Genomic DNA, 16,761 nt, shown 5'->3' on the forward strand with positions numbered 1-16,761 from the left:
CAAAAAACCATGGACGCGGGGTGTCTCATGAATCAAAAGTGCGTTGTGTCACGCCGGATTACCGGTCTGAGTGCCGGTGCCCAACTGTTTGGTGGCCTGGCTCTGCTGACTTGGACGCAGGCCGTGTTGGCTCAAACCGAGACTCAGGTGGCGGCGGCCTCCTTCAATAGCGATTTCCTTCGCGGTGGCGCCAAGGATATGGATGTCTCCCGTTACGCCCAGGGCAATCCGACTCTGGCGGGTGACTATTATCTGGATGTCTACGTCAATGGCTCCTGGAAAGGCCGTAATGAGCTGGCCTTTCGTGCCGCCCCCGGCGAAATCAACGCGCATACCTGTTTTACCCTGGGCATGTTGTCCGGCTATGGCGTGGACGTCAGCACCATTGACGGTGTTGGTGACGCGCTGAGCGACGAGTGCCGCTCCCTGGAAGGCTGGTTGCCGGGCGCCCAGGCTCGCTTCGACAGCAGCAACATGCGTCTGGATATCAGTGTTCCGCAGGCCAATATGCGCCGCAGCGCGCGCGGTTACGTGGACCCGGCGTTTTGGGACCCGGGCATCAATGCCGGTTTCCTGAGTTATAACTTCAACGCGTTGCGTACCGAGACCCATTACGGCGGCAATGACGACACCTACGACAATGCCTATTTGATGCTCAACAGCGGCATCAACATCGGTGCCTGGCAATTGCGGCATGATTCCAATGTGTCCCGCCGTGACGGGCAGGGGACAGAATGGCAGAACACCGCCACCTATCTGCGCCGGCCGATTCCCTCGATTCGCGGCATGGTCACCGTGGGCGACGCCTACACCGAAGGCAATCTGTTTGATTCCATGGGATTCCGCGGTGCCCGTCTGGCGTCCGATGACCGCATGCTGCCGGATTCGCTGCGCGGCTATGCGCCTACGGTTCGTGGCGTGGCGGAAAGTAACGCGGTGGTCGAAGTGCGCCAGAATGGTCAGGTGATTTACCAGGCCACGGTGCCGCCGGGGCCGTTCGTCATCGACGATCTGTACCCCACCGGTTATGGCGGCGACCTGGAGGTCACCGTCACCGAAGCGGATGGCCGCATCCGCCGCTTCAGCCTGCCCTTTGCCTCCGTGCCGCAGATGTTGCGTCCGGGCATCTCCCGTTACAGCGTCACCGCCGGTAAGGTGCGCGAAACCAGCCTGGATGATGATCCCTGGTTGATGCAGGCCACCTACCAAAAGGGTCTGACCAACCGGCTGACCGGTTATACCGGCGCCACCTTTAGTGATGACTACCAGGCTTATCTGGCCGGTGTCGCGGTGGGGACGCCCGTTGGTGCCTTCTCCGCCGACGTCACCCACGCCCGTACCGGGTTCGATCGCTATGGCGATCGCAATGGTCAGAGCTACAAGCTGGGCTACAGCAAATTCATGCCCGATACCGGCACCAATGTGACGGTGGCGGCCTACCGCTATTCCACCTCCGGCTACCTCGGGTTGCGTGACGCCATCATCGCCCACGATTACGAAGACCGGCAGTTGGGTTTCGACGCGGTACGCCGTCAGCGCAGTGAATTCCAGCTCACCGTGAATCAGACCCTGGGGGCTGGTTGGGGGGCGATGTACTTCACCGGCTCCGTTCGCGATTACTGGAAAAGCGAAGGGGAAACCACGCAATACCAGGTGGGGTACAACAACAACTACGGGCCTTTCCACTACGGTTTCTCGGCGCTGAAGACCGAGGACGAATTTGGCTACGACGACACCCAGTACAACTTCAACTTCTCGGTGCCGCTGGACAACGTGGCCGGCAACGCCAGCCTGATCGGCTCCGGAACCATGCGTGACAGTGCCTACGAGAGCAGCCGTCTGGGTGTCTCCGGCAGCACCGGCGTGGACGGCAACATGACCTATAACGTGGCGGTCAGCCACCAGGATCAAAGCGGCGCCACCGGCGAACTCAGCGGTGAATACCGGGCGCCCTATGCCACGCTGCGGGCCTCTTACAGCCATAACGACAACTTCACTCAGATGGGTGCCGGTGTCAGCGGCAGCATGGTGGCGCACAGCGGTGGTGTGACGCTGACGCCTCAGCGTGGCGAAACCATGGTGTTGGTGGAAGCGCCGGCGGCGGCGGGCGCGCGCGTGACCAATATGTCAGGCGTGCGCATCGACAAGCGCGGCTATGCGGTGGTGCCTTATGTGTCCCCCTATCGTCTGAACTCGGTGACCCTGGATCCCAACGACATGTCCACCGAAGTGGAACTGAAGACCAGCAGTCAGCAGGTGGCGCCTTATGCCGGGGCCGTGGCCAAACTCACTTTCGATACCGTCAGCGGTCAGGCGCTGCTGATCAAGGCCAAAAGAGCGGATGGCAAACCGGTTCCGTTCGGGGCTGAAGTGTACGACGAAGCCGGGCAGCCGGTGGGTCTGGTGGGGCAGAGCGGCCGGGTCTATCTGCGCACCGAAAAAGAAAGCGGCCGCCTGAATGTGAAGTGGGGCGAGGAAGAGGCCCAGAGCTGCGACATCGACTATCGCGTGCCGGAGTCCGACGAGGACGCAAGCGCGGCCCGCGCCTACCATCATCTGGAGGCTCGCTGTGATTAAACATCTGTTCCCGTCCACGCGACGCATTGCACTGGTACTGATGGCGGCCCTTCTGCCTTCTCTGGGGTGGTCCGCATGTAACGTCCGTTCGGGCATCGTGCCCCAGGACATCAAAATGACCATGGGGCAAGTGACCCTGACACCGAATGTGCCGGTGGGAACGGTGCTGGCCATGCAGGAATTTCCTATCTTTCCGGTCTCTAACTTCGCCAACTGTACCTGGGGGTCGGGCTACATGATTGGCCAGACCCTGATCGGTAACCCGAGCACCTATGATCCGCAGATCTATACCACCAACGTTCAGGGCATTGGCATTCGTCTATCCCGGCGTATCGAAGGGCTCAGCCAGACCGTGGTCTATCCTCACCAATTGGGCCCGTGGAGCAATACCAATCTGAATCTCAGTGAAGGGTATTTCCGGGTGGAGATCATCAAGATCTCGGAGCAAACCGGGTCGGGAACACTGGTATCGGGGCAGTACACCCGTTACTACGCTGACGGCACCGGGGCCGGGCGCCCGATTCTGACCTCCACGCTGGACGCCAGCGCCATCACCATCGTCTCCTCCGCCTGCGAGGTGGATATGGGCTCCCGAAATATCGCCGTGGACTTCGGTACGGTGTCCCGTTCCATTTTTGCCGGTGTCGGCAGCACCAATACGGAAAGGGAATTCCAGGTGGGGTTGTCCTGTGTTGGTCCCAGTCATGGCCAGGATTCGGTGAAGCTGTCTTTCGGCTACACCCCGGATCCCAGTGGCGCCGCTGGCGTGATCAAGATCGATGGCGGCACCGAAGCCGCCAGCGGCGTGGGTATACAACTGCTGGATAACCGTACCTCCACGCCCATCGACAACGGTGACCGTGTCGAACTGGGTACGGTGACGCCGGGGGATCATCAATTCCAACTGCCGCTGAAAGCCCGTTACTACCAGACCGCGCCCACCGTCAACGGCGGTGAAACCCGCGCGATCGCCACATTCACCATCGAATACAACTAATCGGCTCTAACGCCAACAGCGAGGGAACGCGCCGATTCGGCCCGAGGACAGGGCCTGATGAAGAGGGTGGACCATGCAAGGCGTAATACAGAACGGGGTGATCGGCGGCCTGCTTGGCGGGCTGCTGTTCACCAGTACCGCGATGGCTGCGCAGCCGCCGGCCGAGGCGGAATCTCCACCATCTCCGGGCTATCACATAGTCCGTCCCGGCGACACACTTTGGGACATCGCCGAATCCTATCTGGGGGATGCCCGGGCCTGGCGCCGCGTGCGTGACCTCAACCACCTGTCCGACCCCTACCATTTGCAACCCGACACCAAGCTGATACTGGAGGAAAACAGTCCTTTGAGTATCGATGTGCTTCACTTGGAGGGTGAGGTCTGGGCCGAGGACGTTGGCGGAAATCGCCGGCCGCTGCTGACGGGCATGCAACTGGATGCAAGCCAGTCGGTGGTTACCGGTCCTTTCGCGTTTGTATCCCTGCGTCTGGAGGATGGTTCCCAGGTGGTTCTGCCATCCAGCAGCCGGATACGGTTCGTCAAGGAGCGAGAGCGGGGCGTTGTTCGTGTCCGCCTGGAGCGCGGCGCGGTGGAGTCCAAAGTCACCTCCCGTCCTGGTGAAGAGCATTATCAGGTGGAAACCCCGGTAGGCATCATCGGTGTGCGCGGTACCCATTTTCGTGTGCGCGAACAGGCTGGAGGCGCTACCACCAGTGTGCTGCGCGGGGCGGTGGCGATCAGCCATGATGGACGCTCGCAAGGCCGGGTGCGTGAAGGTGAGGGGGGCCGTCTGGACAGCCGGGGTCGGCTGACCAGAGCGGCGCTGTTGCCCGCGCCCACCTTGCTGCCTGATTGGCGTGGCGCTGGCGGAGTCCTGCACGCCAGGGTGAAATCGTTGCCGGGCGCTGTCCAGTACCGCCTGCAGATGTCCAGGGACAGCGATTTCATTGAGTTGGTGCGTGAAGCGGTGTCGGATAATGGTGAGTTCAAAGTCGAGGACGTGCCCGCAGGGGCGTACCATGTCCGCTTGTCGGCCGTCGATGCCAATGGCATCGAAGGGCGCGAAGCGCATCATGTGTTTTTCCTGCGCGGGGTGGGTGCTCACCGCTAGGCCCCCTCGTTTTTCGATTCTTCTTGTTAACAAGCTGTCCTGATGCCCATATTGACCAGCGAAGTGCTATTTCGCCGCCTGTTTTTCCAATGGGGCCTGTTGCTCCTGATCGCCCTGGCCGCCACCGGCTGGTTGGCAAGCCGTGACTTCGTGCAGCTCAACGCGTCAGTCTACGACCGCTTGATCGCCTGGTCGGACCAACCGGTGAACGATGACATCCTCATTGTCGCCGTGGATGACCACAGCCTTCGTGATATCGGGCGCTGGCCCTGGAGCCGATTGGTGCACGCGGCGTTGGTGGACCGTTTGCATGAGGCTGGTGTCCAGGCGGTGATGATGGATATCCTTTTCCTGGAAGCGGAAGGCGCCGGCATGGCGGACCGGCGCCTGGGCGAAGCCATGGCCCGTGCCGGTAATGTATATGTGCCGCTGGCGCGCGCACCCATGGCGACACCAGGGGCGCCTCCCGTGGTTTATCCGCCTTTGCCGGACATCGCCGATAATGCCGCCGGCATTGGTCACATTAATGTGGAAGCGGATATGGACGGTAAGGTGCGGCGTCTGTATCTGTGCGAGGGCGTCATCGGTCAGGTGGTGCCGCATCTGACCTGGGCGCTGTTCGATTCCCTGGTGAGCAAGGGGCTGGCCGCGGGAATGGCCATGCCGGGCGAGGAAATCCAATCGATTCACAATACCCCTTCCTGGCATCGGGATCATCTGGTCCGGGTGCCGTTTCGGGGCCCCCCGGGGGCGTTTCCCCGAGTGTCCTACAGCAGTGTGCTGCTGGGTGAGGTTCCGGACGAACTGCTCAGGGGCAGAATCGTGCTGGTTGGCGCCACCGCCTCCGGTCTGGGGGATCGCTACGCGGTACCGGTATCGGGCCGTATGGGCACCATGGCCGGAGTGGAAATCCAGGCCAACCTGCTGAACGGTTTGATGGATGGCTATGTTATTACCGAGCTGGATAAAGCCACGCGGATATTACTGTCCATGGTGCCGGTGCTGGCATTGATGATCGCCTTGCTGGTGTCGCGTATGCGCTATGTCCATGCTCTGATGGCGTTGATGGTGGCACTGACCATGGCGGCGTGCGCGTTGGCTTTGCGGTTGGGAATCTGGTGGCCTCCGGCGGCGTCTTTGATGGGGCTGGTGCTGTTCTATCTGCTATGGCAATGGCGTAGCCAGAGCGTGATCCTGCGCTGGTTCAGCACCGAGATCGAGTCACTGAGCAGCGAGCCGAACATGGTGCCGGAGGCCGGAGGCTCTTCCGGTATGCGTTGGGGCAGTACGCTGCATCGCCGCGTCATGGCCCTGGAAGCCGGTGTGCAACAGTTGCGTGCTTCTCGCCGATTCGTCACCGACGTGTTGGATTCCTTACCGGTGGTGACGTTTCTGGTGGATGGCGAGGCCAAGGTGAAGGCCGCCAATCGCAAGGCGCGCTGGTTGGTGGGTAATCCCGCGGGGGTGGAGAGCTGGAAGCTGCGGGATGCATTACTGACGGTGGTGCCGGCGGATGCGGTGCCGGTTTTTCTCTCCGAGGGAGGGCGCTTCGCCGATGTGCGTCACTGGCATGGCCAGGCTTTTTTTGATCGCTGGGGTAATCACTATCGTATTGAAGTGGCGCCGCTGTGGACCGCGATTACCCTGGACGCCGGCTGGCTGATCAGTCTGGTGGATATGACCGGCGAACGCCGTGCGGCGGAACAGCGGGCGCACATGTTGCGGTTTCTGTCCCACGACATGAAGGCGCCGCAGGCCAGCATGCTGGCCCTGCTCGATATGCAGAACGGTACCGCGGCGTTGCCGGCGCAGGAATTTCATGCGCGCCTGGAGCGCCAGGTACGATCCGCCCTGGACATGATCGAGGACTTCATGCAATTGGCCAAGGTGGAGTTTGGCGCGCTGGATTTCCGGGAGGTGCTGTTGGCCAATATCGCCATGGATGCGCTGGACCGGGCCTGGCCCCTGGCTCAGGCCAAAGGTATCCGGCTGGAAAGCGACAACCTTGACGATGACGGCGGGCCGATTTGGGGAGATCAGGGGTTCCTGGTACGGGCAGTGTTCAATTTGCTCGAGAACGCGATCAAATACAGCCCGCCCCGAAGCGTGGTGACGTTGTCGGTTCTGCAAAGCGGTGACCGGGTCATTTGCCAGGTCAGCGACCAGGGGATCGGCATCGCCAGCCACGACATCCCCTACCTGTTTGAAAGCTATCGCCGTTTCGATGCCGACAACATGGCCACCGGGCTGGGGTTGGGGCTGGCTTTCGTGAAGACGGTGATGGACAAACACAATGGTGAAATCCACTGCCGTAGCGTGGTGCGTCAGGGCTCCACGTTCACCTTGAACTTTCCCGCCTATACGGACGCCGGCGACTAAGGACGCCGGCTCCGCCCTTCGACTAAAGTCATACTGTCGCGCCATCCGGGTTTGTTTAGTCTCTTCCTAGATGCGGACCGTCCGTGCCTGTGCGATGAAAGCCGGGCTGGCGGTGCCGCCGTCAGTGCAGTCATCGTCACTGGGAAAGGGGTTAACTAATGAAAGAAAAAAACGCCCGCGACTATTGGGCCGCCAATCTGAGATTGATCTTCTCCTATCTCGTTGTCTGGTTTGTCGTCTCCTACGGCTTCGGCATCCTGCTCGTGGATCAACTGAATGCCATCCAGTTCTTCGGCTTCAAGCTCGGCTTCTGGTTTGCGCAACAGGGATCGATCTATGTGTTCCTGATACTGATCGTCATGTATGCCCATTCCATGAACAAACTGGATAAGAAATTCGACGTGGACGAGCAGTAAACCAGCTCGATAACAATGAGGATAAGAGTATGGATGTCCAGCTTCTGACATATATTTTCGTGGGCGCGTCGTTCGCGCTCTATATCGGTATCGCCATCTGGTCACGGGCCGGTTCCACCAAGGAGTTCTACGTGGCCGGCGGTGGTGTTTCCCCGGTGGCCAATGGTGCCGCCACGGCGGCGGACTGGATGTCCGCCGCGTCCTTTATTTCCATGGCGGGGATTATCGCCTATGCCGGCTACGACGCTTCCGTTTACCTGATGGGATGGACGGGCGGCTACGTCCTCCTGGCGATGCTGCTGGCGCCTTACCTGCGTAAGTTCGGCAAGTTCACCGTACCGGATTTCATCGGTGACCGTTACTACTCCAACGTGGCGCGGACGGTGGCGGTAATCTGTGTGATATTCGTGTCGTTCACCTACGTGGCCGGGCAGATGCGCGGGGTCGGGATCGTGTTCGCCCGCTTCCTGGAAGTGGATGTGAACATTGGCGTGATCATCGGCATGGCCATCGTGTTCTTCTACGCCGTGCTTGGCGGCATGAAAGGCATTACCTACACCCAGGTGGCGCAGTACTGCGTGCTGATTTTCGCCTTCCTGGTGCCGGCGGTATTTCTGTCCATCATGATGACCGGGCACATACTGCCGCAAACCGGTTTTGGCGCCACCGTGTTGGATGCCTCCGGTAACGATACCGGAGTCTATCTCCTGGAGCGTCTGGATCAGGTGGTTCAGGATCTTGGCTTCGGTGCTTATACCGATGGCAGCAAATCCACCATTGATGTGTTCTTCATCACCGCCGCGCTGATGTGCGGGACCGCCGGTTTGCCTCACGTTATCGTGCGTTTCTTCACCGTGCCACGTGTGCGTGATGCCCGGATCAGTGCCGGCTGGGCGCTGTTCTTCATCGCTTTGCTGTACACCTCCGCCCCGGCGGTGGGTGCCTTCGCGCGTACCAATCTGATCGAAACCGTGAACGGAACCGAATACAAGGAGCTGCCCGGCTGGTTCTATAACTGGGAGAACTCCGGTCTGATTGGCTGGATGGACAAGAACAACGACGGCCGTGTGCAGATGGCGGCGGGCGCTCCGTTCGAGGGTAAGCCGACTTTCTCCGGCTCCCGCGAGGAGGCCACCGGTGCACAAGGGGAGCGTGTGCTGACCAATACTCCCACCGATAATGCCTCCGAAGTTTACATTGACCGCGACATTATCGTTCTGGCCAACCCGGAAATCGGCAACTTGCCGGCCTGGGTGATCGCCCTGGTGGCGGCGGGTGGCGTGGCCGCGGCCTTGTCGACGGCGGCCGGGCTGCTGCTGGTGATATCGTCGGCGATTTCACATGACCTGCTGAAAAAAACACTGGTGCCTGATATCACGGAAAAACAGGAGCTGCTTGCGGCGCGACTGGCGGCTGTCGTCGCCATCGTTATCGCCGGATACTTCGGCATTAATCCACCCGGTTTCGTCGCGCAGGTGGTGGCCTTTGCCTTCGGTTTGGCGGCGGCCAGTTTCTTCCCGGTGATCCTGATGGGCATCTTCTATCGCCGTATGAACAAGGAAGGGGCGATTGCCGGCATGCTGGTGGGGCTGGCTTTCACCTTCGGCTACATCGTCTACTTCAAGTTCATCTCACCGGAACTGAACACCGCCGATAACTGGTTGTTCGGTGTCTCTCCGGAAGGGATCGGCACCGTCGGCATGATCCTCAACTTCGTGGTGGCTTTCGCGGTCTCCCGGGTTACCCAGGCACCGCCGGAGCATATCCAGCATATTGTCGAGGATATCCGGGTGCCTCGTGGCGCGGGCGCGGCGACACAACACTGATCTGAGAATCAGGAACGATAAGGGGGGGCGGGGCGCGATGCGCCTCGCCCTTTCTTTTCATAAAAAGGACGGGCAAAGGTGGACCTGAATTTCGAGCAGCTGCCGTTCTCCCTGTTGAGTGAGCTCGGTCGTAAACGTTTGGGCCAGGCCGTGGAAATGACGTTTCTGGCCGCGGGAACCGTGATCCTCGACGCCGGTGACGCCACCGACTATGTCTATGTGGTTCACAAAGGCGTGGTGGTGGAACTGGACCCTCGTGCTCCGGAAGCGTCCGCGCGGATTGCCGTCTATACCGATGATGATCTGTTCGGCGCCATCACCGTCTTCAATGGCACCAGCCGTTACCGGTTCAGGGTGGAGGAAGAGGCGCTTTGCTATCTGATTCCCTCGGAGCTGTTTCAGACTCTGTGCAATGAAGAGCCCGCCTTCGCGGATTACTTCCAGGCGAGGCTGGCGGCCAAGAGCCAGTTGCTGGCGGAGCGGCGTGAAGGCGGTGTCACCCTGGCCGGTTTCATGTTGGCGCGGGTCAGTGAGTGCATGCGTGAGCCGGTATTGCTGGCCGCGGACGGGACTATCGGTGACGCGGCCACGGAGTTGACCCGGCATGGTGTCGACAGTTTGTTGCTGCAAGCCAACGGCCGGGTCGGGGTGATCACCAAAACCGATTTACTGCGTGGTCTGGTGGAGGAGGGCCTGACTCCGCGAAGCGCGGCGGTGGGATTGGCATCGTTTTCTCTGGTAACCGTTGAGCTGGATGAATTTCTGTTCGCCGCCCTGGTACGCATGACCCGGCACCAGGTCACCCGGGTGGTGGTGATGGCGGAGGGCCGCGCCTTGGGCGTGGTGGAGCTGCCGGATGTACTCAGTTTCTTTTCCAGCCGCTCCTATGTAGTGGGCCTGGAAGTGGAACGGGCGGAGGATATGGATGCCCTGGTATTGGCCAGCGCCCGTCTGCCGGAGCTGGTGCAGGCGCTGATGGCTCAGGGCGTGCGCATGCGCTTTGCCATGGAGCTGATGGCGGCGCTCAACGGCCGCATTATTGCCCGTGCCTTTGAGTTTCTGATGCCCCGGACACGGGCGACGCAGTGTTGTCTTATGGTGTTTGGCAGCGAAGGCCGTGGCGAGCAGATACTGAAGACCGATCAGGATAACGGTCTGATTCTGGAAGAGGACTTGAACTGGCCGGAACTGCGCGATCTTTCCCGTGCTTTCACCGACACGCTGGTGCGTCTGGGTTACCCTCGTTGCCCCGGTGGCATTATGGCGTCGAATCCGGAGTGGGTGGGTACGTTGAGCGATTGGCGCCGGCGTATCCGGCGTTGGGTGGGCCAGGGCGATGACGCCGCGATGATGCGGTTGGCGATTCTGGCCGACGCTCATCCGGTGGCGGGGCAGGTGCGTTTGGTGGAACGTCTGCGGGACTTGTTGTTCGAGCACTGCAGTCACGACGAAATTCTGTTGTCCCAGTTTGCCCGTCCCGTTCTGCACTTCGCCACACCGTTGACCTTGTTCGGTACGCTCAAGACCCGTGATCAGACCCTGGATATAAAAAAGGGGGGCGTCTTTCCGCTGATTCACGGAGTGCGGGCTCTGAGTTTGCGTTATCGCATACGGGAAACCAATACCTTGTCCCGAATGAGGCGTCTGGTCGATGCTGGTCATCTGGAGGCGGAAGTGGCCGATGATCTGGGTGGGGCGCTGGCGGTGTTCACGGAGCTGCGGTTGCGGCAGCAGATCAGATCCATGTCCGAACCCGGCGCCACGCTGGATTCCGGCAATCTGGTCAGCGTCGCCGGCTTATCGTCCCTGGAGCGGGATATGCTGCGCGACGCCTTGCATGTGGTTAATGATTTCAAGAAAAGCCTGAGCCGGCGTTTTCATCTTGAGTACTGAATCCGGAGTACCGAACCATGCATACATTGAAGCGCATCTGGCAACGCCACCGACACGGCGACGGTCCCTTTTCTCATATGTTCGAACTGCCGACGGACCCGGATGAGCTGGTGGCGATTGATTGCGAAACCACCGGACTGGATGTTCGCCGCGCGGAACTGGTATCGGTGGCGGCGGTGCCCATCAGTCACGGGCGGGTAAGGGCGGGTGCGGCGTTGAATCTGCATGTTCAGGCACCGGCCTCCCTGGACGCGACCTCGATTCGCATTCATCGGCTGCGGCCGGTGGATCTACGTGAAGGCGGCGATGTTCGCCGGGTACTGGAACAACTGCTCGCCTTTATTGATAACCGGCCTCTGGTGGGCTGGTGTCTGAGCTTCGATTTGGCCATTCTGAATCGTTACACGAAAGACCTGTTCGGCTTTGAGCTGCCCAATCGCTGTATTGAGTTGAGCAGTCTGTATCAGAAACGCCTGCGCCATCGCCAGCCCGAGCAGATGGCGGATCTGCGTTTTGAGCAAGTGGCGGCGGATCTGGGGGTTCCGGTTATGGGCCGGCATAGCGCCCGCGGTGATGCCACCACGGCCGCGCTGATGTACACCCGGTTGGTGGAAAAGGGCTGAGCGGCGCTGGTAAGGAGCGATAAACCATGGTGTATTTGGAAACCACATTGTTGACCCTGGGTTTGTTGATCGTCCTGGGCACCTACGCGCACTATTGGCGTCGCACCGGAGATTGGCGCGGCGTGGCCCGTTTCTGGGCCCGCGGCATGGCGCTGTCGGTGGCGGAGTTCAAGGCGCAGCGGGTGGGTGTATTGTTATTATTGCTGGCGGTGGTGATTCGCTTCGCGCGTGCCTTGATGCTGTGGTGATGCCAGGCGGAGGATAGGCCCGCCCGGACGTCTTCCGGTATCGCGGTTCGGAGGCAAAGTGGTTTCTCTGTGGCAGTTGGGCGGCCTGGCGCTGCTGTATGTTCTGATCCTGTTTGTCATCGCCTGGTGGGGGGATCGTGCCGAGCGGCGTGGCCTGCGGGTGGTGAACAATCCCTGGAGTTACAGTCTGGCTCTGGGGGTGTACTGCACCTCATGGACGTTTTATGGCGCCGTGGGGGAAGCCGCCCAGCGCGGCTGGACCTACCTGCCTATTTACCTGGGCCCCATCATCACCGTGCTGTTCGGCGCCGCGCTGGTTTACAAGCTGGTGTCGGTGGGCAAGCAGCACCACATTACTTCCATCGCCGACTTTCTGGCCGCCCGTTACGGCAAGTCGCGCCGGTTGGCGGTGCTGGTCACGCTGGTGGCCATCATCGGTGTCTTGCCCTACATCGCCTTGCAGTTGAAGGCGGTGACCTTGTCGTTCGAGCACGTGCTGGGAGCGGATGTGTCGCCGCCCCTGGACACGGCCTTGGTGGTCACGGCGCTGATGGCGCTGTTCACTCTGTTATTCGGCACCCGCCACATCGACGCCACCGAGCACCAGTCCGGATTGATGCTGGCGGTCAGTTTCGAATCCTTCATCAAGCTGGTGTCCTTCGTCATTATCGGGCTGTTTTGTTTGTTCGGTATCTACAATGGTCCCTTCGATCTGTGGAATCGGGTGACCGCCGACGTCGCCATCCGTGATCTGTTCGAGCCGACCCTGTTTTCCCAAGGGTTTGTCACCGCGTTACTGCTGTCGATGCTGGCCATCATCTGTCTGCCCCGGCAGTTCCATGTGGGGGTGGTGGAGAACAACGATCTCCGTCATCTGCGCAGCAGTCGCTGGGTGTTGCCGTTGTACCTTCTGCTGTTCGCGGTGTTCGTATTGCCGATCGTGGCGGCGGGGTTGCAGATGCTGCCGCCAGGTACCAAGGAAGACATGTTCATGTTGTCGTTGCCCATGGCCACCGGCAATCATGGGCTGTTGTTGGTGTCCTTTATTGGCGGTATCGCCGCCGCCACCGGCATGGTGATCGTTTCCACCATTGCTTTGGCGATCATGTTGACCAACGAAATTCTGCTGCCGGCCTGGGTGCAGTACCGGATCCAGGGCAAGGAGGAGCTGTCCGATCTGAGCGGTCAACTGCGTTTTCTCCGGCGTCTGAGTATCGTTCTTTTGCTGGTTCTGGCGTTTCTGTTCCACACCATCATCGACCGTATTCAGGGGCTGGCTCACCTGGGGCTGATTTCCTTCGCCGCCGTGGCGCAGTTCGCGCCGGCGCTGCTGGGGGGGCTGTACTGGCACAAAGGGCACCGCACGGGTGCCTTTATCGGCATGATCGTGGGTTTTGTGATCTGGCTGTACTGCCTGTTGTTGCCGCTGATGTTGCCGGATTCGGCGGTGGACTGGCTCAATCTGCACGGGCTGATCGGTCTTGGTGTGCTGCGGCCCCACGCCTTGTTCGCTATCGAGGGACTGGATCCGTTAACCCATGGCGTGTTCTGGAGTCTCAGTCTGAATCTGGCCGCCTATATCTATTTTTCCCGGCGCTCTTTCCGTGAGGCGCTGGATGAAACCCAGGCCACCCGCTTTGTCGATACCCCCACCGATTGGTGGCGGGAGAAGATGGGCCATCCGCTGATTTCCACGGCGGAATTGCTGCAGGTGTGTGAGAGAGGGCTGGGGCACCCGCGCGCGCGGACCTTGTTCTTCGATTATCTGGAGCGGCGTCAGGTGCCGGCGGATCTGCAATTGCCGGCGCCGTTGCATCTGGTGCGCTATGTGGAGCGATTGTTGGCCGGCGCCATGGGGGCGTCCACCGCGCGTATCGTGATGGGCTCTCTGCTGAGCAAGCAGAATGTGCGCCATGATGAAATGGTGCGGATCATGGACGAGGCGTCCCAGTTGATTCAGTTCAATCATCAACTGCTGCGCACCACCATCGAGACCATCAGTCAGGGTATTTGCGTGGTGGACCGGGACCTTAACGTGGTGGCCTGGAATCAGGCCTATGTGCGTATGTTCGAATACCCGGAGGGTTTGATTCGTCTCGGCAGGCCGATCGGGGAAGTGTATCGCTATAACGCCGGACGGGGTTTCTACGATGGCGGCGATCTGGAAGAGGACGTCAATAAAAGGGTGCAGTTGCTGCGTGAGGGCCATGCTCACCGCTTCGAGCGGGAATTGCCCAATGGTGTGGTGGTGGAAGTACGCGGCAACCCCATGGAAGGGGGCGGTTTCGTCAGTACCTACATGGATGTGACCGAACGCAAGCGGGACGAAATTGCGTTACGGCAGATCAATGAAAACCTGGAGCAGATGGTGTCCGAACGGACCCGCCGGCTATCGGAATTGAATGCCAAACTGGAGCAGGCCAATGAAGGCAAGACCCGCTTCCTGGCCGCCGCCGGCCATGACCTGATGCAGCCGCTCAACGCGGCGCACTTGTTTGTTTCTTCCCTGGGGCAGCGGCTGAGCCGCAAGGAAGCGGATTTTGCCTACGAAACAGAGGTGCTGGGGCATATCGACAGCTCGCTGCAGGCGGCGGAGCAAATCATCTCCGCGCTGCTTGAGATCAGCCGGCTGGATACTGGCACCATGCCGTCTCATCCGGCACCGGTGAGTTTGCGGCCCCTGATGCTGCAGTTGGGACAGGAGTTCGGCGTGTTGGCGAGGGATCAGGCGCTGAGCCTGCACCTGGTGGCGGCGGACGTGGAGGTGCGTACCGATCCCACCCTGTTGCGACGGGTGCTGCAGAATTTGCTGTCCAATGCGGTGCGTTATACCGATCGCGGCAAGGTGTTGTTCGGCTGCCGCCGCGATGGCGACTGGGTTCGTATCGAGATCTGGGATACCGGGCCGGGTATTCCCGAGGATCAGCTGACCCAGGTGTTCCGGGAATTTCTGCGCTTGCCGCAGCAGGGGCGCCGACAGGTGAAGGGGCTGGGGTTGGGGTTGGCGATCGCGGACCGTATTTGCCGGTTGCTGGAACATCCATTGACGGTGCGTTCCTGGCCGGACAAGGGCACCGTGTTCAGCGTCTCGGTGCCACGTATCCGGTCGCAAACACCGCTGGTCACGCCGGTGGACGTGATCGAGGAACCGCAGAGGGACATTCAGGGCATGCGAGTGTTCTGTGTCGATAATGACGCCGCTTTGCTGGCCAGTCTGGAAGCGTTATTCCGTGCACTGGGGTGTGAGCCGGTGGTGGCCGGTTCCGTGGGCGAGGCGATAGAAAAGGCAAAAAGCCAGCCGGCGCCGGACTTGCTGGTGGTGGATTACCAACTGGACCATGGCGAGACCGGTTTTCAGGTGATCGAGGTGCTGGACGGCTACTGGGACGATGTGGTGCCGGCGGTCTTGATTACCGCTGACCGGCGGCCGGAGATCCGCACCATGGCGGAGGAGATGGGCGTGCAGTTCCTGCAGAAGCCGGTCAATCAGGATGCCTTGCTGGCGGTGTTGCGGGCGTTGTGAATCAAAGATCGCCAGGAGGGTCGATGGCCAGATCCTTGAGTGCCAGTACTGCCTGGGTCCGGTTGCGGACACCGAGTTTACGGAAGATGGCGGTCATGTGCGCCTTGACCGTGGCTTCGGAGACATCCAGTTCGTAAGCGATCACTTTGTTCTGCATGCCTTCCAGCAACATGCCCATGACCCGGAATTGTTGCGGCGTCAGGCTGGTGATGCGCTCCCGCATGGCGGTGTAATCGGCGAGATCGGGCGGCCGTGGGCCGCGGGCTTTCTCCGGTACCCAGCGCTCGCCGTTCATGATTCGTTCGAGCGCTTCGGTCATGGCGTCCACCGAGGCGGATTTGGGAATGAAACCGTCGGCGCCAAAGTGCAGGGCCCGTTGAATCACGGCGACCTCTTCGTTGGCGGAAATCACCGCCAGAGGGACCCGTTGATAGATATCGCGCAGATAGACGAGGCCGGAAAAACCATGTGTGCCCGGCATGTGCAGATCCAGCAGGATCAGATCGAACACGGCCTCGTCCTGGCCCAGGCGCTCCAGCGCCGCCAGGGAATCCGCTTCGATAATACGGGCATCGGCAAAACTGCTTGCCACCGCCTGGCGCAGCGCGGCGCGAAACAGGGGGTGGTCGTCGGCGATCAGTATCCGGGTCATGCCCCGATTATACGCATGGCGAGGGGCAATACCATGATTGGCGCGCGGAACCGCGCGCCGGGTCGGTGCGGGAGTAACAGTCAGTCCAGGTCGGCGGGGTAAACACCGTTTTCGTCGTGGACTTCCTTGCCGCTCAACGGCGGAGTGAACGCGCAGGCCACGACCATGTCTTCGTTTTCACCACCGTACAGATAGTGCTCGTCGTGCTGGTCGAGCAGGTAGATGGTGCCCGGGGTCAACTCGTGGACGTCGCCGCTCTCGACCATCTCGATTTTGCCCTTGCCTGAGATCACGTACACCGATTCCCAGTGGTTGGCGTATTTGATGTGGGTCTTGGTGCCCTTGAAGATGGTGGTGATGTTGAAGGAGTGGCCCATGCCGTCTTCCTTCAGGGACAGCCGCACGGACTGCCAGTTACCATTTTCCGCGACCACGCGGCGTTCGGTTTTCTCGGCTTCCGCCAGAGTGCGTACGATCATTAAAGTAGCTCCAGAGTATCGCGGGGGAGGAAGGCGC

The 16,761-nt window shown here is 60.6% G+C and carries 12 protein-coding genes; 10 read left to right on the forward strand and 2 right to left on the reverse strand.

Annotated features, from left to right (window positions below; translation table 11 throughout):
- Positions 1-27: 27 nt before the first annotated feature.
- The 10 genes from B5T_RS04290 (at position 28) to B5T_RS04335 (ending at position 15,593) form a co-directional block, all read left to right on the forward strand.
- Positions 28-2,577, forward strand: a complete 2,550-nt coding sequence (locus B5T_RS04290; RefSeq protein WP_014993238.1) for a fimbria/pilus outer membrane usher protein — start codon at positions 28-30, stop codon at positions 2,575-2,577.
- Positions 2,570-3,574: a fimbrial protein gene (locus tag B5T_RS04295; protein ID WP_014993239.1), complete on the forward strand. Its 1,005-nt coding sequence runs from the start codon at positions 2,570-2,572 to the stop codon at positions 3,572-3,574. Before B5T_RS04290 ends, B5T_RS04295 begins: the two co-directional genes overlap by 8 nt.
- A 73-nt stretch (positions 3,575-3,647) precedes the next feature.
- Entirely contained in the window at positions 3,648-4,685 is a 1,038-nt protein-coding gene (locus B5T_RS04300) for a FecR domain-containing protein (RefSeq protein ID WP_014993240.1), read from the forward strand.
- A 42-nt stretch (positions 4,686-4,727) separates the two neighbouring features.
- On the forward strand, positions 4,728-7,064 hold the full coding sequence (locus tag B5T_RS04305; protein ID WP_041716848.1) for a CHASE2 domain-containing protein: 2,337 nt from the start codon (positions 4,728-4,730) through the stop codon (positions 7,062-7,064).
- Between the two features lie 158 nt (positions 7,065-7,222).
- Complete coding sequence (locus B5T_RS04310) at positions 7,223-7,480, forward strand: DUF4212 domain-containing protein (RefSeq protein ID WP_014993242.1); 258 nt, start codon at positions 7,223-7,225, stop codon at positions 7,478-7,480.
- A gap of 29 nt (positions 7,481-7,509) precedes the next feature.
- Positions 7,510-9,306, forward strand: a complete 1,797-nt coding sequence (locus B5T_RS04315; protein WP_014993243.1) for a sodium:solute symporter family protein — start codon at positions 7,510-7,512, stop codon at positions 9,304-9,306.
- 78 nt (positions 9,307-9,384) lie between these two features.
- Entirely contained in the window at positions 9,385-11,199 is a 1,815-nt protein-coding gene (locus B5T_RS04320) for a DUF294 nucleotidyltransferase-like domain-containing protein (RefSeq protein WP_014993244.1), read from the forward strand.
- Positions 11,200-11,216: 17 nt separating this feature from the next.
- Complete coding sequence (locus B5T_RS04325) at positions 11,217-11,822, forward strand: 3'-5' exonuclease (RefSeq protein WP_014993245.1); 606 nt, start codon at positions 11,217-11,219, stop codon at positions 11,820-11,822.
- Between the two features lie 26 nt (positions 11,823-11,848).
- Positions 11,849-12,070, forward strand: coding sequence for a hypothetical protein (locus B5T_RS04330; RefSeq protein ID WP_014993246.1), 222 nt, complete (start codon positions 11,849-11,851; stop codon positions 12,068-12,070).
- A gap of 58 nt (positions 12,071-12,128) precedes the next feature.
- On the forward strand, positions 12,129-15,593 hold the full coding sequence (locus tag B5T_RS04335) for a hybrid sensor histidine kinase/response regulator (RefSeq protein ID WP_014993247.1): 3,465 nt from the start codon (positions 12,129-12,131) through the stop codon (positions 15,591-15,593).
- Position 15,594: 1 nt separating this feature from the next.
- On the opposite strand, the gene B5T_RS04340 is transcribed toward B5T_RS04335, so the two are convergent.
- Together B5T_RS04340 and B5T_RS04345 are read right to left on the reverse strand one after the other, a co-directional pair.
- On the reverse strand, positions 15,595-16,245 hold the full coding sequence (locus B5T_RS04340) for a response regulator (protein WP_014993248.1): 651 nt from the start codon (positions 16,243-16,245) through the stop codon (positions 15,595-15,597).
- Between the two features lie 80 nt (positions 16,246-16,325).
- Positions 16,326-16,724, reverse strand: a complete 399-nt coding sequence (locus B5T_RS04345; protein WP_014993249.1) for an ectoine synthase — start codon at positions 16,722-16,724, stop codon at positions 16,326-16,328.
- Positions 16,725-16,761: the final 37 nt, after the last annotated feature.

It is taken from the genome of Alloalcanivorax dieselolei B5 (genome assembly GCF_000300005.1).
Taxonomy (GTDB): Bacteria; Pseudomonadota; Gammaproteobacteria; order Pseudomonadales; family Alcanivoracaceae; genus Alloalcanivorax; species Alloalcanivorax dieselolei.